The following is an 18,718-nucleotide window of genomic DNA, read 5'->3' as shown; positions in this document are numbered from 1 at the left end:
ATCATCATGCCATGTGAGGAACTGTAATATTCATATAGAGTTCCTATAAAAAATCATTTAGCATTATTTCAATGGCTTACGATCTCCCAAAAATCAGCATGACAGCCCTGATGCGGCCGGCTTTCGACGCCGGCATCGCACTCACACGCCTCGACGAGCGCATCGCCCGTTCGCCGGTGGGCGCGGGGTTCCTTGAACGCTCCCAGTTCACCGACGCCTGCGCCTCGCTATGGATCGACGGCGAACTCGTCCACCTGGAGGACCTCGTCCTCCACGACGCCACGCGCGATATCCGCACCCCCACCCACGCGCTGACAATCGCCCGTGACGTTCTGCGAACACGTCGGCGCATCGGCGGCCAATCCCCGGATTGGGCGTTCTCTGCCGACGGCATCCGCTTTCTGCGGAAAACCGCGGAAATCAGATTGGCCGACACAGACGAGGCGGTCACCGCCGATGCCATCCGGCGCGCGGTCACCAGCGATCCGGAAGGGGAGGGCGACGTCGCCGACGACGTGGAAAATCCAGCCGGCATTGACTACGCCGCCATCGATGCCGTGCTCGCCCGATCGGATGCGGCGATTGCAATCGCAACAAACCCCGGCTGCGGGGCTGCAAAGGATCCGATGATCTATGATCTCGATTGGGACGAGGATGCAAGGCTCGACGAATGGCGCGCTGCGTTGCGGCAAGCCGAAAACTTGCCGGCGGTGCTGCAGGCGATCGTCGCCCTCGATGCCTGGAACGAGCTTTCGGTGCTGCAGCACGCGCCCTGGCTCGGCAGGCTATTGGCCGCCTCCATCCTGCGCCAGTCTGGCGTCACCACCGACACCCATCTCGGCGCCATCAATCTGGGCCTGAAAACCATCCCCGTCGATCGCCGCCGCCATCGCAACCGCGAAACCCGGCTGCTCGCCATCGCCCACGGCTTGATCGCGGCCGCCGAGATTGGTCTGAAGGAACACGACCGGCTGGCGCTGGCGCGCACCCTGATGGAAAGAAAGCTGGAGGGGCGGCGGACGTCCTCGAAGCTGCCGGAGCTGGTCGAACTGGTGATGGCAAAGCCATTGGTGTCCGCAGGCATGGTCGCCAAGACGCTCGACGTAACGCCTCAAGGAGCGCGGCGGATGGTTTTGGAGCTCGGCCTTCGCGAGATGACGGGGAGGGGGAGGTTTCGCGCATGGGGGATGATGTAGGGTCTCCAGCGGTTACCCGCGCCGCGGGAATCCAAACATTATGCGCTTCCTGCCAGCAAATTTTGATCGCTTAACCGCCGATGTGCTGGCGATATGTGCCTTGTCGGATTCCTCGTGACCATTGGACTGCGTGGACTGCAAGGTTCTAGTGGCGAATCAGCCTTTTGTGATAATTGAGGCCTCCGATATTTGCTGCCGTGAGTTGTCCCGTGGTCGATGTAACCGATAGCCTGACGAAAGCCCTCCACAGCTGTGGATCTGCACCATTTCTGTTCATCGGATCCGGCTTTTCAAGGAGATATATCGGTCTCGAGACTTGGTCCGACCTGCTGGCCCGTTTCTGCGCAAACATCAGCGAGTATGGGCTGTATCTATCAAACGCAAACGGAAATCTTCCCAGGACCGCTTCGCTGATTGCAGACGACTTCAATCCGATGTGGTGGAAACATCCTGACTTCGAAGCGAGCAAACAGGAGTACGGCAAGGAGGTCACCGAGAAGTCAGCCTCTTTAAAGTATGAGATCGCGAAATATCTTCGCGGCCTCTCGCTGGAATATAAGGACAAAGGGCCGGAAGACGAGATAAAAGCCCTGTCTCAGATGAACGTCGACGGCATTATAACGACAAACTGGGATCTGCTTCTTGAAGATATATTCCCGGACTACAAGGTCTTCATCGGACAGGAAGAGCTCATCTTTTCCAACCCGCAGTCTATCGCTGAAATTTATAAAATTCATGGCTGCTCATCTCGTCCTTCGTCGCTCGTTTTGACTGAAGACGACTACAATGATTTTCAGAACAAGAACCCATATCTGGCGGCGAAGCTGATCACCATTTTTGTCGAGCACCCCGTCATATTTTTGGGGTACTCCATCAATGACCCCCACATTCAAACCATTATTGGATCTATCGCCGAGTGCGTGGGTGGAGAGAAACTCAAGCAGTTCGAAGAGAACCTCATTTTCGTCGAGCGCCCAGATAAGGGGCAACAGGACGCTTTTGAGGGCGCAACGATCACCATCGGCACAAGCAAGGTTCGCGTCACCCTGATACGCACGAACGATTTCACGAAAATCTACTCTGCCGTAGAAGCTACCAAACGGAAGATCCCTGCGCGTGTGTTAAGGTACTGCAAGGAGCAGATGTATGAGTTGGTGAAGTCGACAAATCCTGAAGTCAAGCTGGCAGTCCGAGACCTAGACGACATTGGGGAAAAAGACGATATCGAATTCGTAGTCGGCGTTGGGGTGGCGAAAGAATACAATGAGCGAGAGGAAAAAGTCACTGAACGACAAAAGGAGGTCATGACCCTACGAGGGTACGCAGGTGTGACCGTCGACGACGTATTTCAGGATGTCATCAGAGAGAAGTCGGAGTACGACGCTAACCAACTGCTCGAGTCCACCTATCCGCTATTCAGAAAGCTATCGAATAGCTACATCCCATCATTCAGATATTTACAGGCCGCAGGTGTCGTCGACAAAGACAGTTTCGCGAAATCCGAGTTCATCGAAGCAAGGCGCGTGGCGCAGCGAACCGTCGGCCGCGGGTTCCGAACCAGCCAGTTCAAGGTTGCATACGAGCGCGACTTCAAGGGGCTAACCACCGAGGAGATCATCGAGCGCACAACGCCCGAGAAAGCAGTCGGTATCATCCCCTTCCAGCCAAGAGATCAGGTTGATCTCCCTGCGCTAGCGAAATTTTTAACCGACAATGCCGAGAAGCTGAAGGAAGGCTCGTCTCGATCATTCTTCCGCAAGCTCGCATGCCTTTACGACTATCTCGCTTTCGGTTTCGAGGCATAGTGGATTTCCTATGATCACCGCAGGTTACTACATCGGACAGCTTCTCGACGATCTCGCTTCTATCGGTGGTCAGGTCGCAAATCGCAACAAGGTCGGCATGACCGATCTGACGAAGCTACTCGAGAACTTTTATCGGGATATCATCAACGATATCTATGACCACAGCTTCAGGAATGCGAACGAGGAGCGCAGCAACGCACCTGGCCTTGATCTTCTCGATGATGTTCGCGGAATCGGAATTCAGGTTACGTCGCAGGGCGGTTCAGCAAAAATCAACGAAACGCTCGACGTGCTCTCCGGTGAACAGCTGAAGACCTATACCCGCATCATCATCATGGTCGCTGGAACGAAGCAAAAAAGCTACACGGGCCTGAAACAGGAATTCATCGATAAAGCGAACTTCAAGATCGACGATATCTGGGACTACACCGACCTATGCAGGGCTTTGGTAAACCTGCCTTTGGATAAGCTTCAAGGTCTCCACCAGATGGTCTCGCAGCAGGTTGCTCGGGTTAAGATTGAGCTAGAAATTCCCAACGAAGACGGAACCTACGCCAGTGGCATTGAGCAATACGCCGAGTCTATTCCGAAGGAGCGGATCTCGGATCTCAAAAAATTCACCGCTCTGGTGCATGATCAGACGGGAGCCTCCGACGAGGAGGTCTTGGAATTCATCCAGACGTTCGTCTCGGATCTGAAGCAATTGCCGCGCATCACCCGTGAGATCTACGAATACATGTGGATCCGCCGCGACACGAAGCTTCACAACAGCATTTCGTCTGAACGGTATAAAATTTCGCATCCGAAACTTGAGCGACTGCTCGAACGATATCGGAACCTCGAAGGGGATCTTCGGCTTCTAAGCACAGCTAGGCTTATCACAACCTATTATCCAAGTGAGACCGCGGATGGTGATTGTTTTCACGTGCTACAAGAGGGGAAAGCCTCGGGGATGCTTGATGGTTACGGGCTCCAATTCCTGGAGAAATTCATGACCGCGAATGCGATCGCGTCAAAAAAGGTTTTCGTTTCACTGGATTTCGGTGATTTCTAACGTTGACGGACATTATGGTCGATCAGGCTGCCATCGCAACTCACCAGCCATGGACGCTCTCAGGTAACGATTTAAGATCTCCGCTTTGACATTGCCCGGCCAGTTGCAGGTGAACGTCACGTCCAGGACTTCTGGTCGTGAGAACCTCCAATGTACTCTCCATGCAGAAACTACTTCTGCCCGTTCGTGGAAAGGCGATCACACATCAGCACAACGAGAACATTATGGGAGCTAGACAGCGGGATGGTGAGAAACTGTAAAATTTTCATCAGATGCTCTTGATCGCTTGAGCGATATCCGAGCGCCACGGCTCTGGAAGGGTGGATATATTCTCCGCCACCGTCTCAATAACCGCTGAGCCGCCCAGTTTGTCGATCCGCCGAAGTATCCTTACAGCGTCGCCAGCGCGAGATGCGGCCAACGCAATATCCGTTCCGCGCCAATCGGAAACTAGGAACTGATCGACTAGGTCGTGACGCGCAACTTTACATTTATCCCAATCGACAAACAGAAAGAATCGTAAGAAGTCCGGTGCTTCGTCTGCCTTCTTCAGCTCGTGATATACTGGCGGGAAGGCTGCGGCGATGAGCGGGCCAGCAGATTCTCTTACCGACTTCAACACGAAGGGGAGCAGCGAGCTGCTGGCCTTTACAAAACCAGCGGGGTTAACTCTCGATGCATCCCACAGAAGTGCCGCGGCGGCTTCCGATCCCTGGTAGCCATAATCAATCGTGCCTCGAGCAGTCAGAGCTCTACCTAAATCTTCAACATTCTTTAGAAATCGAACTCTCGTATCTTCTGGCGCGTTATTAAAGATATTGATATTCGCGGCGGCGATAATTCCGGGAACAGCCTTCGAAAGCCCTACACGGATGATGTTCGAGATATCAATCTTGTGGCCAATCCGGGCGAGCAATGTCTCAATGATGGCCTGACGGTCCGGCCATTCTTGTGCCAGCAAAGCTTCAATTGCCCTTCTAGAAAGCCTCGTCTGACTTTCGCCAGTCGCATGCGGAAGGGTGTTAAGAAGAGTGCGTACGACGGCTTCGCTGTTTTGTTTCACCTCGCGGAGGAACGCATCTATCAACTCAACGTTTGAAGCAGGATCTACGGCAAGGAGCGTCAACAAATCTGGTGCGATATCATAGGCGGCAATCGATCGAATACGGTTCGGCTTTACCTCGGACAAAATGCGCGAAACCAGAAGCGATTTCCTTTCATCCGATAGATCATGCTTACTGATGAGCCAGGCTAGCCCATCCTCAGACGGACCAACGAGGCTTGATAATAGGAAGTCGGCACCCGGTCCCGACCTAGCATCGGACACGATATCCCTCAAAACAGTAACCTGTCCGAGCTGGGCAGCACGATCAATAAGCACTCGAGCGATCTTTTGGGAGGCGTAACCATTAATTTTTGCGAGCCATTTAGCTTCATTCACGAGATCTTGCTCATCCAGCAAAGGAAAAAGCACCTTGGCGAGTGGCGCATCTTCATCTCGGACGATGTGGCGCAAAAGACTTCGGCGCGCTTTATCTTGCACAGCAACAGATGAGTATTCAATCTCAGACGCAAGTCGCTCCGCAAATTCCGGCATGGTTTGCAAAGTCGCTTCGGCGAAGGCGCCGTTATTAATAAGCAGAAGCAGCAGTTCGCTCGGTGGCAACTTCGCGATAGTTCCCGCCAATCCTGGCAGGCCTAAATGAGATAAGCCTTCACCTATTGCTCCCAGGAGAAGCTGCTGACCTTTTCCCGAAGAAACTATAGGTACGTTCGCCAATGCCTCTTCAGGGTTTCTCTCCGCCAATTTTATTGCAGCTGCCCTAATGACCTTCGCGGCGGACAAGTTGAGGCGGATCTCGCGGAGCTTTTCGGTCAGGGCATAGAGAAAGCGCCAGGCGTCGCCGGGAGAGAGTTGAACGACGGCTCTTTTAGCGGCATCTGCCAATGCTGGTTCGAGTGTACGGATTGCATCGAGATTACGCTTCGCGCGGCTATTTGCGATGTCGAGCAAGCCAAGTGCTGCGTTGGGAGAGTGCTGCAGCTTAGCATGAAGTTCATTCCATAATAGCGAGATCCTCAAGTCAGCCTCGGCTCCACCAGAGCTAAGCTCGCCCAACGCATCCACCTTCAACAAGGATGGCCACTCAGCTCCAAATACACGTTCGGCAATTTGAATTGACCAACGGTGCCGCGGATTTGCTTCCTTCCTTACATCGATCTTACGGCCTTCCCAATCGGAGAAGCGCGATCGGGCGTCTCTCGAAGAGAAAATGAGATCGAAGTTGCGGCCGCCAACGGATCTTGGAGATAGCGCAAACGTCGTCGCTGCGAATTGACGTCTGAACGAAGGCCAAAAAGCGATAAAGAGTCTGACGGTGATCGCTTCGGGCGACAGAGCATCGAAAACGACTACAGGCTTACGCTCTTCTAGAAAGATTGCTTCTATTAGTTCGATAGTTTGCGACGGCTCTACGGTAGGCAGCGTAGACCTTTCATTTTTAAGGTTAAAGGTCGTGGCTGGGGAACGCGGACCTTCGGCTGAAAGCTTTGACGCGAGTTCCATCACGTCTACCCCTTTTACCCATTCCTCCATAGGAAGGATGGCGCTACGCGTTCTCACGCAGCCGGCGCGAGGCGCATCAAAGTCCTGCCACGTTCTCGCAACGACATAGTGTTCCCCTGAAGGGAGAGGGTAGAGGGTGAGATACGATTCAAATTTCTGCCCAGGCCGGAGAGGTCCCGCAACGTCCGAGAGGCGGTCAATCGAGTTCTGATCATTTTTGCTCAGCTTGATGGAGGTCGAGATCAGTTCGTGCCCCTGCCGATATCCATGTAGCTGTTGCTCAAGACGCGTGGTTCCCATTAACTGATGGCCCAGGAGATCGGTAGGGTAACATCGCGGTTGACCTCCACGCCCGTACTGCTCTCTAATGTGATCGAACCTGCATCTGCCAGATTAGATGCCAGAATCTTGTCCTTGAAAGCCTGATCTCTCTCAGGGTCGCCATCGACAATGCTAACGCCGTAAACCCCGACATCAGCTCTCACAACATCCCCTAACGCTCCCCAGAACAGTGGAAACTGACGCTTCAAGAACTGCATAGGCCCAGCACCTTTCGCAGCAGGATCGAGTAGGTCCCAAGCCGTAACTAGCACAGCGATTCTTGGTCGCACTTCGGGATTTTGAGATCCCAGTCGATCTTCTAGAAGTCTCAGCAACTCGCACAAGACAACCTGTGTCGGAAGCTTGTGATCGTCATCGTCATCGTTATTTCCCGTCACCCGCAGTACTTCACGCGCAGTAACCCAGTCTAACGGTTGGACATTCTGCGGCGAGAGGACGCGTACGAACAGAAGAGCGCTGTCAGCGTTCACGATTTCATCAAGCCAATCCTGCGAGAGTTCTGAGTTTACGACTGCATTTAGCCACAACTCGCCTGTGAAATCTGGAACGACAAGTTCTGTTATGTCGCCGTCACCAAGTTGCACCGGAACGCAGAAATCTTTTCGCTCCATGTTTCGATCGGTACGGCCGGCGAATTCGCCTTTGAGGATGTGCGCGCAAACAGCCTCGATATATTCTATGTCGCTGGGCATACCTGCGCGTTTCAGCGAACTCTTGTGTTCTTTCAAAGATAGCCACACGCGGCCGACGTAATTGGTTTTTCCGGAGTCAGGCCCACCGACCAGGATGATCGATTTTTTCCTCATACTTGCCTCCGAAAATTCAAGTAAAGGCGCTCCGAGGGGTTCGGGACGCTTTCGGGGTCAGGCCACGGGTTTTCACGTTCCGAACGAGCGGTCAAAGACGCGGCTATTAATTCCGAAATTCCAATACCCGGCTTAATCGCGTCATTCTCGGAGAAAGACGCAATGGAAGCGAGCTCCACATCAAAACCTAACGGCTTTGTGTAAGCCTTAATTCGATCGAATGCGTCTATTGGGAAATCAGAAATATCGCGCCAAGTGGATACCAGTATAAGCTGCGGGCGAGAGCTCTTTAAAAGGGCCGAGAGGCGTTCTATCAAATTGGTCGTATCATGTATGGCGGCTTGCCGCGTCGCGCTTTGATAAAAGTCACGCCCGTTGACCATGACCCAAAGGACTTCGGCCGATCCCAGAAAACCAAATCGATCGGAATCCGCGTGCGTGATCAGCCGTGTTGACCACTCACCGGGTAGATCAGGGACAACGATATCTATTTTCTTTGAGTCGGCTTCACGCAATAATCTGAGGTGCAAAAAGCCGGCTTGACGGTCGTCGGCAAGCTCGGTGTGAAGGGTCATCTGTTCCGGATAACCATTATTCCATCGCCTCGCCCCTCGCGAAATCTCGTCAAGGGCGATTAGCGTTTTACTGTGAGCGTAGGTGAAGCCATCCAGCATTCCATGCGCTAGAAGTAGATAGAGGCTAGCGATACAGGCCGTTTTTCCTGCGTCCGGCAATCCGACAATTCCTATCAAATTGACATAACGGTCACGCATCAGAACATCTAGATCCCGCGAGCCCAGTGTGCCACTTCTTGGCAGACTTGGGTCGTCCACGGGTGCAGAGAGTACCGGCTCACCTATCGTCGTGACTTCGCTGTCGCCAGGGACCCTTTGTACTATATCTCCCATCGACGATCCGACGTCAGCCATTTCATCCAGCTGATTATTGGTGCCCTTCTTGTACGGACACTCTTCCGGATCGCTGTAACTTCGGGCGCATACCCCCGTAAGGCTAAGCGAGCACTCGGTATCTGCGCAAACGGTTTCCGTCATGGCATTTTCACTGAAGCGAACTGCAGTTGATAGATCGCACTCTCAAGAAGCGATTTGGCTGCCCACTCTCTCGCACCAAATTTATGGCCCGCAATTAGTTCAGTGGTATGTCCAGTTTGGATTGAGGCGAGCAAAGGGAATACGGAAGTAAGGTTCTCTAGCGGCGATTGAACAGCGGATGCGATTTTTGCTTGATCCGACCCTAACGCCTTCAAAATGTCAGCAAGCGACATCTCCTCATCGTCGTCGATATTACGCTGGACCATGTGGCGGTGCGCATCGGCCGGGAGTTTTTTCAGGCGGAGGGCAGCATCAAAGCCTGTAATGATGGCTCTGGCTCCGTTCTCAAACTGCTTGAACGGCTTGTCTAAGGTATCGCTGCGGTCGGACAAAAGCCACCAAGCGAAGTCAAGCTCTTCTCGATCTAACGTTGCGTTCTCCATCAAGGCTTCGAGCAACGGCTGCACCGCCTTTGCAAAGGCCGTATTAACTTTCTGTCCGGAAGGTGAGTCCTGCGCAATATTGACTGGTCCAACTTGTGGGATGGGTCGTCGCAAGCGTGATGAATTGGCTACTGCAAGAACATGGTCTCGACTCGCTTTAAGCAAGTCCGTCCGCAGTTTTTCCATTTTCGCTTGGGTTAGTGGTTTTTGAAACCATAGGGCTGACCATAGGCCAGCTGCGAGCGCTTGCTGACCAGTCCATCCTCGATCGGGGTTTTCTTCTCCAACGAGGTCCACCGCGGCGGACAGCATGACAACAAGAATCTCGAGATCACCATTTTCGCCGTCCCGCAGGAACGATGGGGCATACTCTTGGATAGTTGCCTCACCTTTCGCAGCGAACTGATTTGGTAGAGAGATCCCCAAGATTGCCGACGACATTGCAGAAGCGACTGTGAGGGCATCCAACGTAGTCAAGTCTCGATACCATTCAGTGATTCTGGCGGACGCTTGCTTCCGTTTGACGACCCAATCGTCGTCTACTCCGGTGCTCAAGATCCGGGCATACTCTGCCATACTGCTCATGGTTTTTTCCCCGTGGTTCCCATCTGCCCCCGCAAAGCGTCGTTGACTGTAAATTTAAGATCATCAAATCGACCGGACTTGACGATATTCCGCAAAAGGCGGCTCTCGGTTTCATGGTTGAAATTCGCGTTCAAGCCGGCCGGAATTGCACCCAAGTCTACGAGAATGCGAAGGCGATCTCCCTCCGCCAAATCGCGGAAGAAGCGGAGATAAAGATTTTGGTATTCGCCTTCGTCGATCTTGATGTCGGCGGCCAAAACGACCTCCTCCTGCGATGCGATGATCTCTACTTCGGGTGATTGCGGTGGCGAGTGGAGAGTATCCGCACGTTTCTCCGGTGTTTCACCTTGACGGAAATACGGCGACCCTAGCACAAAACGGGCGTCACGTCCGGCGAGGCGTCCTTCATCGGCCTCAAATCTTTTCATTCCATCGTTCCAGCGTCGCGGGTGAATTGTGACGGCTAGAGAGTCTGTTCGTTCGTCCCAATCGAACTCAATGATGTTGTAGGCGTAGGTGTATACATCATCAATTATGTCCGGGGTTGTTGCGCCTGAGGCGACCATCAAAATGTCGCAGCCTGGCTCAACCTCTTTAACGTCTACAGCGGCGAGATGCTCATGCCCGGACATGCATACGCGAGCCCTGCCATGCAGAAATTTCCGCATGTCGTCGCTATCGGATATCCAGTTGAGTGGGTGATGAACTAGAACGATGAGTTCCTCACCCGGGCTTTCCTCCAAAATTCTTTGCCGTTGGCCCAATAGGAGCCTGCCTTGTTCGTCTCGTCCTTTCGTACATATGAGGGCCGAGTTTAATCGTACGAATCTAATCGCGCGGCCTTCAGCCAGCTCAACGCGCCGATCGGCGCTATTGTGTCCTTCGCAGTCCAAGGGACACCGGTAGGCTTTCGCAAAAGGCAAGTAACCCTCGAAACGAGAATAGAGCACGTTGCGATCCATTTTATTCCCAAGAAAAGTCTCAAGCTTTTCCTCGCCTTCGTCATGGATTGTGTTCAGCATCCACTCGGCTGCGCCCGTAATCTTGTCACGGTCGACGTCATGGTTTCCAGGAATTACCTGAACGGTGGAGGGCTCACATCCGACGCTTTCGGCGAGCTGATCCAGCCATTTTCCGGCTTCGTCGTACTCATGTGCCTTCCCAGCGTATGCGATATCCCCGGTGACAATGATTCCGGTTGCTTTTCGGCTGGGAAGCCCTGCCACAACGCTTGCAGCATCACCTACAAGCTTTCGACGCGCATCGTCGTTGGCAGCTCTGGCGCCGCCCTTCTTTTCCTGACCAAAGTGAATGTCTGAAAGATGGACAAATACAGCTGGCAACTGAATTTCCTTAGAAAGAAAACCTGGTCACTAGGTATAACGAGATCGTATGCGGCTGCAACTTACTGGCGCGTTCTGCGAAGTCATTTCTTTTTTATCCACTGGAACGTAGTCGGCAATCTGCTCTGATGCGCGGACAGACCCTTTGCTAACAAAGGTTGTGCTTTATGAAGGTTCACACAACGGAAGCCATTGCTCGCGATTTCAACAGCGAGGTCGTAGTGCCATTGCTATGGCATCCACCGAGATTCGAACGGGCCGATTGAATGTGGATCAGAAACGTAGCTCAGTCTGGTCCCGACCAAGATGGACGTGTTGCCGATATCAAGATCGGATCCGGTCCAAGTGCACGTCGTCTCACTTGCATGCATCGGATCCAGCCTCACAGAAATTTTACGGTCTTTTATCGCCGACTTGCTGAAAGCTCAGTTCTCGTACTCGGGGTAGGTAGACATAATGTCAGTAATAAACAATATTCTGTCCAATGGGCTGACGGTTGTAAAAATAGAATATTGTTGTCGAGTACGCAAAAGACCGGGGATCATTACCTCGTCAATCTTATCGGCGGGTGTTTTGATTTTCCGGACACGTGATCCGCTGATCAACGCCGACTTCCTCTGCAACTCCATATAGAGACCTGGGTCAGACCTCGCGGGTTACGCATGGTTGCATCGCCTGCAACCTGTAGAGCATTTTTTTACCGGGATAACTGTAGGAGTTGCGAGTTTTTCAGAAAGGATATTCCATGCCTGCCGACGACCCCAAGGACTATAACCCCTACGTAAACCCGGCGAAGGTTGATTGCTTCGTGAAATGGGCATCGATTGTGTGGCTCTATGTTTCGGTTATGGCTGCCATCATGCGCGGGGGTAAGATGACCAGCTGGGACATGGCAGGGTTTATTGTCGGTATCTCGACAGCTTTTGGCTACTGGTTCAAGTTTTCGTGGCACAGGACTGTTGCCGAAGCTCTCCCGGCTATCTTGTTTCTGCTCTTCCTCGCCATGGTGACGGTGCTTCTCGCTGGGCCGCTGGCCTTTTTAGGGCTTACATGAGTCTTTTCGGGAAGTTAGGCGCATTAAGACGTCCTCCCGCGAGTGGCGGCTGGTATTTAGGCAGCCCGAGGTGATGCGTTGTGCCAATTGCTTACCTGGACTGCAGAGTAAGCTCTACCTGCGCCGAGGCAATGGGCGCGTTTGATGGGCGCTAAGTTACACGGCCGGCCTTGTCCTCGTGCGGCAAAACCGGGATCGGCCAAAGGCGTAATGTTCATCACCATCGAACAGGAGACCGGGCCGGCCAATCTCGTGGTCTGGCCGACGCTGTTTGAAAAGCGCCGGCGGATTGTGCTCGGATCGTCGATGCTGGCGATCCATAGCCGGATACAGCGGAAGGGCGAGGTTGTCCATTTGGTAGCGCAGGAGCTCTTTAATCTGACTGCGGATCCGTCAGGGCTGGCTGATCGGGATGTGGAGTTCAGGCTACCGGCTGGCAGGGGCGACGAGCTCGCCCATGTTGGTGGGCCCGATCCGCCGCGGCCAGTTCTGCGCCCCAAGGTGATGTACGATCCAGATCTTCATATCCAAACGCTGAAGGTCAAGGCGCTGAATTTTCAATAAAACCTGATCCAGATAGCGGGTCGAGGGTTCCATATGGTTCAAGGCGAAGGCGCGGGCAACGCATTTTGCTCGAAGCCATGCCCCCACTTGAAGTGACAGCATTGCGCCTCAGCGCGGCCGTTTGGACATATGTTGCATCTACGAAAGCAGTCCGAACGCCGTCCGTGGCCACACCGGCCGCACGTCGTTTTGGCTACTGCTGTTCAGATCATCTTCGATGTTTCGGGCGCACCGGCGTTAAGAATGGCAACGAAGTTCCTGAGCATCTGAACTCGGCGCGGACGGTAACTCTCCTCCGTCATCTGGACGTCGGCGATGCGGTCGACGCGGAACTTGCGGAAATCCTGGCGCAGGCAACACCAAGCCAGCAACACCTGCGTTCTCTCCAGATAGACGATCGCGAGCGGCAGCACTTGCCGGTTGGTTCGTTGCTGCTCCGCGTCGACATAGCTTATCACGACGGTTCGCTCCTCCCAGCAAGCCTCGCGCAGAAGGCCGACATCGACGACCGGCGGATCGCGGCGCTCGAACCGATAGACCTGGGAGGCGGCATGCAACGCCTGGCGTTGTAGCCGGTCGGGCAGCGTTGCCATGACCTTCGAAAGCACGGCACCTGCGGCCGCCGCGAGAGCTGGTTCACCCATATGTCGCACTTCGGAAAGGCCGAGCACCAGGGCTTCGATTTCAAGCCGTGTGAACGTCTGCGGCGGCAAGGCGATGTCCTCCGTCAGCTTGTATCCGAAGCCGCGCTCGCCATCGATGACGGCGCCCGCGGCGCGCAGGCTCTCGATGTCCCTGTAGAGCGAACGCAACGACACGCCGGTCTCCTCGGCAAGGCGCGCGGCCGTCACCGGGGAGGGGAGAGTGCGAAGCGCCTGGAGCAGGCGGAACAGACGATCACTACGAGCCATGACCCTGGAGGATAGATGAAGCCTACTGACGGAAACTGGCAGTTGGCGGACTGTACAAGATCCGCATTGCCAAACGCAACCGAGGATCCAGACTATGCTGACGCTCTTTCACGCCCCCCGTTCGCGCTCGACGCGTATCGTTACCCTGCTTCGCGAACTGGACGCCATCGACAAAGTCGCGATCGAGATCGTTGACATCACCCGCGGCGATGGCAGCGGTCGCAAAGATCCAAACAACCCGCATCCTGAAGGTAAGGTGCCGCTGCTCGACCACGACGGCGTCGTCATCTGGGAGAGCATCGCGATCATTCAATACCTGACGGATCTCTTTCCGGAAAATAAGATGGCGCCTGTTGCCGGCGATCCGCAGCGCGGTCGGTATCTCAGCTGGCTCGCCTGGTATGCCGGCGTGGTCGAACCTGTACTGATCTTGCAGGCAGCCGGGATTTCCCATCCTTTTGTGGATTTTACCTTCCGCAGTCCGGCGGAACTTGCGACACGCCTCGAAGCCGCGCTTAAGGAGAGCCCTTATCTGATGGGAGAGCGATACACAGCGGTCGATCTTTTGCTGCATTCGCCCTTTGCCTGGTACCCCGCAGCAACCCCGGACAGCGACGTGGTCAAGGCCTGGGTTGAGCATTGTGGTGAGCGGCCATCGCTGCAATGGACCGCCGACCATGACGCCCGCACCGTGGCGGCATAATCGCTGGCTGGCCGCTCCAACCAGGCCACTTTTGGCTTGAGATTGATTGACCTCTTCACCCCCTTTGGCAGCGTCTACGGGAGCATCGCGAGCACCATAATTCTGGGCGGTATATCAAGCGCCTAGTCTATCCGGACAACGTCAAGGGCGGATAAGTTAATGATTCCTCAGCGCAGGCGCCATACTTGTGAGTCACCGGATAGATAGCTCGCTACTGTGTGGATAGCTTTTGGGGGCGACACCAGGCGAGCCCGTTCGGCCAACTAGATACTGGATAAGCTGCGGTTGACTCCGATGGATGTCATGCGCTCCGCATTCGGCAGGACGTATTTTTTGTTCACGCAGCTAAAACGGCAAGCATGCGATCTAATCGCGACGACGATCTACGCGACCTGCATCATAATCCGATCCTTTCACGGATCTCATGGACGAGTGTCAACGTATTGAGCCGCCTTAGAACTTGGTCCGAACGGTCGGATCCCAAAAGACCCGGGGCAATCTTTGGCCAAGTTTCCAAAGCTTGTCGGACGGCATGCTCGACTTCGCGCGTGATGAGTTTTGGATCCAGCTTTATAAAGCTCGCAACCCGTTCGAAGCGATGCAGGTTGACTGCATCGAAATTATGCGTTCTGACGAAGCGCAACGCCATCTCGTCCTGGGGGAGATACAGGACGGTTGGCACAATATCGTAGGCGGGCGATAATCTAATCTGGCCGGACTGCGGGAAATAGAAGGACCAGTTCTTCAGGTGATTGTCGCCATTTCCTAGAAGCACGTCGGCGACGACACGCCTGACCGCTTCCAGAACGTCGTCACGGTGATCGGTACTGAAACGGCGAACCATGTTTATGACCGTCTCGGTCGTACCCATAGTATATTTACGGTCACCTACAGCGCCGAGAACCTGGCCGGCATCCTCGATATGGATGCGGCCACTGGCAGACCTGTCGAACCTATCTACGACAAGCACGTTTTCGCTGTGCTGCAGCAGTTCGGCTGGTACGTCCCGGATCGCGTCGCGAGAAATGAGCCGGCACGGCGCGGTTCTGACGCCTATGGAGCTTGCCATCTGCATTGCGGCAAACTCTGCTTCGGGAAGCCTCGGAAATCGTTCGCTGCCCAACTTGATGATGCTACGACCAGTGCCTCCCCGGGCTGGAGCGGTAAGACGGTCGCCATCCGGGTTGCCGGTAAATTTCAGCTGGACGCCTGCCAGCGAGAATTTCACCGCCCCTTCGGGAAGCGGCGCCTTGAAACCGTGGACCATTCTGAGATCCAGCGGTCCTGCCGACGCCGGAATGTCGGTCTCCGGGACAATGAACACCGCGCCGGGCAAGTCCGCTCCGAGGCGGGTCAGCACGTCGAATTCGTCGTGATCGCCCGGACCCATTTCCGTCATCACCAGGTCGCGCAGGGCTCCTTCCGGCAAAAGTCCGGAAAACCAAGGCGGCAACCTTCCGTGCAGGCCGATTTTGTCTCCCCGCGATGCGAGCCTCTCGCGTGTCCCTTGGTCGGAATCGCGATCATACCAGCCGAGACTGAGGATTGGCCTTGTCGCGTCCCGCAGGAAGCTTTCCGCAACGACGAAGGACACCGCACCATCTGCGTCGCGCGTAAGGGTCCCGGCCCGGACGGCCCCTCCTTTTTCGTCGAGCATGAAGACGCCAAGAACTGCCGCTGCTTTCGCCATTACCGTTCCTTTGTCTCTTCGTCGTCGAGGTCGATGAAGAGCTCGTCGAAAGCTCTCGGGACTTCGGTCGAATGTCTTGGAGCAGGTATGTCATCGATCAGAAGCCGCACGCTTTCCATGCGCGATTTCGGGATTAGCACAGGGACAAGATCAAGCGTATCGCATAGTTCAGCAAAAAGCGTCAGACGGTCCCTGCCCAAGCGGTTGTTGGCAAGGTCACGTTCTAGTTCCGATATACGAGCACGATCTCGGCCAAGTCTCTCGGCTAGTGCCGGTTGGCTGAGATGACGCTTTTTTCGGGCTGCTAGAAGCTGTTCACCCAATGATTGAAAAACGGTATTTTTCATGCGGAATTCCGCTCTTGTTGGTAGAATAATGCGGAAATCCGCATAAATCATTTTTACACATACGAGCGGAATTGCGCAACTTATTTAGCTATTGTACGGAATTCCGCTTGCGTACAGATCTGATGAGTTGCGAGCTTTAGTATGTCATCTAACGCGATCCATCTGGGCAATGATGACCAAGAACGAAGATTACATGGCTGCAGCGTAGTAGGTGCTGAGCTGAAGTCAGGACGGATCGTCGGCGTGTGAGGAGGTCTGGGTCATCTCGATCCGTGGTTCAAGGTAACATGAGCAGTCGTCAGGAGCCGCCTTGCCGCAGTTGCTATGCTTAAACCTCAACTGCGAGCTTCCATTCCGCAGCCCATCATGCGTGAAGCAGTCGATGATCACCCGGCCGCCACATCAAATCGTGCGTGTAGAGGTCGCGCTGTGGATAAGAAGCAGTTCACCACCTTTCCCTCGTTACGGAAAATGGCATCCGGCTGATCCGGATGAAGGTCAGTGATGATGTCGCTGCATTTCTTGAACGCTGCTCGGAACGCTTCCGTATCCGTGTCGGCGCCGATCTTGCCAAGCAGGGCTTAACGAGCGATCCCGCACGCATTCAGGAGTTGATCGCGTTTCTCCGTCTTAATGGGTTCGAGAAACATCTCCCACACGAGCTGTCGGGGGGTATGAGGCAGCGCGTCGCCCTCGGCCGCCTCATGGCCTACGAGCCGCAAATCTACCTGCTCGACGAGCCATTCGGCGCGCTAGATTCGTAAACCAAATCGGCCATGGGCCGCGAGTTGCTACGCGTCTGGTCCCGCCACAGCGCGTCCGTGCTCTTCGTGACCCACGACATCGAGGAGGCGGTAACGCTTTCGGATAGCGTCATCGTGTTCTCCTCAAGACCCGGACGAGTTAAACTCGACGTTAACATCGAGCTCGAACGGCCGCGTGATCCCGTTGCTCTGCGCAGAAGCTCTCGCTTCCGAGAGCTGACAGAACAAGTTTGGGCTGCGCTGGACCAGTTCGAACTTTAATGTGAGGCCGAGCCGGTAAAAACTCCCTATCTAATCTCGACCGTCTGTAGCGTCGTTAGCGTAGTCTCGCGTTGAGGCGGAAATCATTTCTGCTTTGCGCCCTCATCTCATTCATCAATCATATGACCGCCCAAACCTTAAAGGCTGCCTCATAAAGAGGTGGGTGATTTCAACAGGTTATGATTCCTTCGGATTTGCGAGATTCGATGGAGTTCACGATGGCCTGGACCAAAATCACNGTTCCAGGCTTTGACCAGAGGCTTCACTGAAAGGCTGCCTCATAAAGAGGTGGGTGATTTCAACAGGTTATGATTCCTTCGGATTTGCGAGATTCGATGGAGTTCACGATGGCCTGGACCAAAATCACCCGTCGGCACTATGCCCGGCGGACGGCACGCTATGCAAGCGACATGACAGATCGGGAATGGGCACTGGTTGAGCCTTTTCTGCCCATGCCCCGCCGCTTGGGCCGTCCCCGTACCACGGATTTGCGCGAGGTCGTCAACGCTCTGCTTTACATCGCCACGACTGGTTGCCAGTGGCGCATGCTGCCGAAGGATTTCCCGCCCTGCTCGACCGTCCAGCGCTATTTCTATGAATGGCGGGCGCTGGGGCTTTGGGCGCGCATCAACCATCATCTGGTGATAGAGGCCCGTGAGCTGGAGGGTAGAGAGGCGAGTCCGACGGCTGGCGTGATCGATAGCCAGAGCGTGAAAACCACGGAAAGCGGCGGCATACGAGGCTATGATGCGGGCAAGAAAACCAAAGGGCGCAAGCGTCACATCATCGTGGATACGCTTGGGCTGATGGTCGGTCTCATGGTACACAGCGCCGATATCCAGGATCGCGACGGTGCTCCCGATCTCCTGAAATCCATCCGCCACAGGTGGCCCTGGTTGCTGCATGTCTTCGCCGATGGTGGTTACGCGGGCGACAAGCTGAAGCGGCGGCTGAAGAAGATCGGGCGCTGGACGGTCGAGATCATCAAGCGCTCGGACAACGCTAAAGGCTTTCAAGTTCTGCCACGCCGCTGGGTCGTCGAGCGGACCTTCGCGTGGCTCGGTAGATGCCGAAGATTGGCAAAGGACGTCGAGCGTTCCATCGCATCAGCCGAGGCGTGGATCATGATCGCCCACATTCGTCTCATCACCAGACGCCTCGCAAGGTATCGATATCCATGAGGGCTTTTCGAGTCCGACTCTTAAAGCAGACAAAGGCTACGGCAAACGCTC

General features: G+C 54.6%; 15 protein-coding genes and 1 pseudogene. 8 read left to right on the top strand and 8 right to left on the bottom strand.

Going from position 1 to position 18,718, the window contains the following annotated elements; translation table 11 throughout:
• Window positions 1-62: 62 nt before the first annotated feature.
• From ASG39_RS21950 to ASG39_RS21940, 3 genes are all read left to right on the top strand, one after another.
• On the top strand, window positions 63-1,196 hold the full coding sequence (locus ASG39_RS21950; RefSeq protein ID WP_062597105.1) for an RHE_PE00001 family protein: 1,134 nt from the start codon (window positions 63-65) through the stop codon (window positions 1,194-1,196).
• 209 nt (window positions 1,197-1,405) lie between these two features.
• Window positions 1,406-3,001, top strand: coding sequence for an SIR2 family protein (locus tag ASG39_RS21945; RefSeq protein WP_082477426.1), 1,596 nt, complete (start codon window positions 1,406-1,408; stop codon window positions 2,999-3,001).
• 10 nt (window positions 3,002-3,011) lie between these two features.
• Window positions 3,012-4,055 (top strand): SMEK domain-containing protein, encoded by a 1,044-nt coding sequence (locus ASG39_RS21940; protein ID WP_062597103.1) that lies wholly within the window; start codon window positions 3,012-3,014, stop codon window positions 4,053-4,055.
• A gap of 268 nt (window positions 4,056-4,323) precedes the next feature.
• On the opposite strand, the gene ASG39_RS21935 is transcribed toward ASG39_RS21940, so the two are convergent.
• The 5 genes from ASG39_RS21935 to ASG39_RS21915 are packed head-to-tail and all read right to left on the bottom strand — an operon-like array spanning window position 4,324 to window position 11,192.
• Window positions 4,324-6,921, bottom strand: a complete 2,598-nt coding sequence (locus ASG39_RS21935; RefSeq protein ID WP_277995984.1) for a hypothetical protein — start codon at window positions 6,919-6,921, stop codon at window positions 4,324-4,326.
• Window positions 6,921-7,769: a hypothetical protein gene (locus tag ASG39_RS21930; protein ID WP_062597101.1), complete on the bottom strand. Its 849-nt coding sequence runs from the start codon at window positions 7,767-7,769 to the stop codon at window positions 6,921-6,923. Before ASG39_RS21930 ends, ASG39_RS21935 begins: the two co-directional genes overlap by 1 nt.
• Window positions 7,766-8,821 (bottom strand): hypothetical protein, encoded by a 1,056-nt coding sequence (locus ASG39_RS21925; protein WP_062597100.1) that lies wholly within the window; start codon window positions 8,819-8,821, stop codon window positions 7,766-7,768. The genes ASG39_RS21930 and ASG39_RS21925 overlap by 4 nt, the downstream gene beginning before the upstream one ends.
• Window positions 8,818-9,849, bottom strand: coding sequence for a GTPase-associated system all-helical protein GASH (locus ASG39_RS21920; RefSeq protein ID WP_062597099.1), 1,032 nt, complete (start codon window positions 9,847-9,849; stop codon window positions 8,818-8,820). The genes ASG39_RS21925 and ASG39_RS21920 overlap by 4 nt, the downstream gene beginning before the upstream one ends.
• Window positions 9,846-11,192: a metallophosphoesterase gene (locus ASG39_RS21915; RefSeq protein ID WP_062597098.1), complete on the bottom strand. Its 1,347-nt coding sequence runs from the start codon at window positions 11,190-11,192 to the stop codon at window positions 9,846-9,848. Before ASG39_RS21915 ends, ASG39_RS21920 begins: the two co-directional genes overlap by 4 nt.
• 745 nt (window positions 11,193-11,937) lie before the next feature.
• Here ASG39_RS21915 and ASG39_RS21910 point away from each other — a divergent pair.
• Together ASG39_RS21910 and dnaE2 are read left to right on the top strand one after the other, a co-directional pair.
• Complete coding sequence (locus tag ASG39_RS21910; protein WP_062597097.1) at window positions 11,938-12,246, top strand: hypothetical protein; 309 nt, start codon at window positions 11,938-11,940, stop codon at window positions 12,244-12,246.
• A 116-nt stretch (window positions 12,247-12,362) separates the two neighbouring features.
• Window positions 12,363-12,810, top strand: a pseudogene (gene dnaE2 / locus ASG39_RS21905) (error-prone DNA polymerase); the annotation flags it as partial.
• A 203-nt stretch (window positions 12,811-13,013) separates the two neighbouring features.
• On the opposite strand, the gene ASG39_RS21900 reads toward dnaE2, so the two are convergent.
• Window positions 13,014-13,721, bottom strand: a complete 708-nt coding sequence (locus tag ASG39_RS21900) for a YafY family protein (RefSeq protein WP_062597095.1) — start codon at window positions 13,719-13,721, stop codon at window positions 13,014-13,016.
• Between the two features lie 94 nt (window positions 13,722-13,815).
• Between ASG39_RS21900 and ASG39_RS21895 the strand changes: the two genes are divergently transcribed.
• Entirely contained in the window at window positions 13,816-14,424 is a 609-nt protein-coding gene (locus ASG39_RS21895) for a glutathione S-transferase family protein (protein WP_062597094.1), read from the top strand.
• Window positions 14,425-14,821: 397 nt separating this feature from the next.
• Here ASG39_RS21895 and ASG39_RS21890 read toward each other — a convergent pair whose 3' ends face one another.
• Window positions 14,822-16,114, bottom strand: a complete 1,293-nt coding sequence (locus tag ASG39_RS21890) for a type II toxin-antitoxin system HipA family toxin (protein WP_062597093.1) — start codon at window positions 16,112-16,114, stop codon at window positions 14,822-14,824.
• Entirely contained in the window at window positions 16,114-16,461 is a 348-nt protein-coding gene (locus ASG39_RS23520) for a helix-turn-helix transcriptional regulator (protein WP_082477424.1), read from the bottom strand. Before ASG39_RS23520 ends, ASG39_RS21890 begins: the two co-directional genes overlap by 1 nt.
• 491 nt (window positions 16,462-16,952) lie before the next feature.
• On the opposite strand from ASG39_RS23520, the gene ASG39_RS21885 reads away from it, so the two are divergent.
• A complete protein-coding gene (locus ASG39_RS21885; RefSeq protein ID WP_062597092.1) occupies window positions 16,953-17,225 on the top strand; it encodes an ATP-binding cassette domain-containing protein in 273 nt (90 codons plus the stop codon).
• A gap of 608 nt (window positions 17,226-17,833) precedes the next feature.
• Window positions 17,834-18,667, top strand: coding sequence for an IS5 family transposase (locus ASG39_RS21875; RefSeq protein WP_062597273.1), 834 nt, complete (start codon window positions 17,834-17,836; stop codon window positions 18,665-18,667).
• The last annotated feature ends 51 nt before the right edge of the window (window positions 18,668-18,718 follow it).

This window comes from Rhizobium sp. Leaf371, from assembly GCF_001424045.1.
Lineage (GTDB): Bacteria > Pseudomonadota > Alphaproteobacteria > Rhizobiales > Rhizobiaceae > Ferranicluibacter.
Note: the sequence above shows the minus strand (reverse complement) of the source record. Positions and strands in the feature narration are given on the sequence as shown.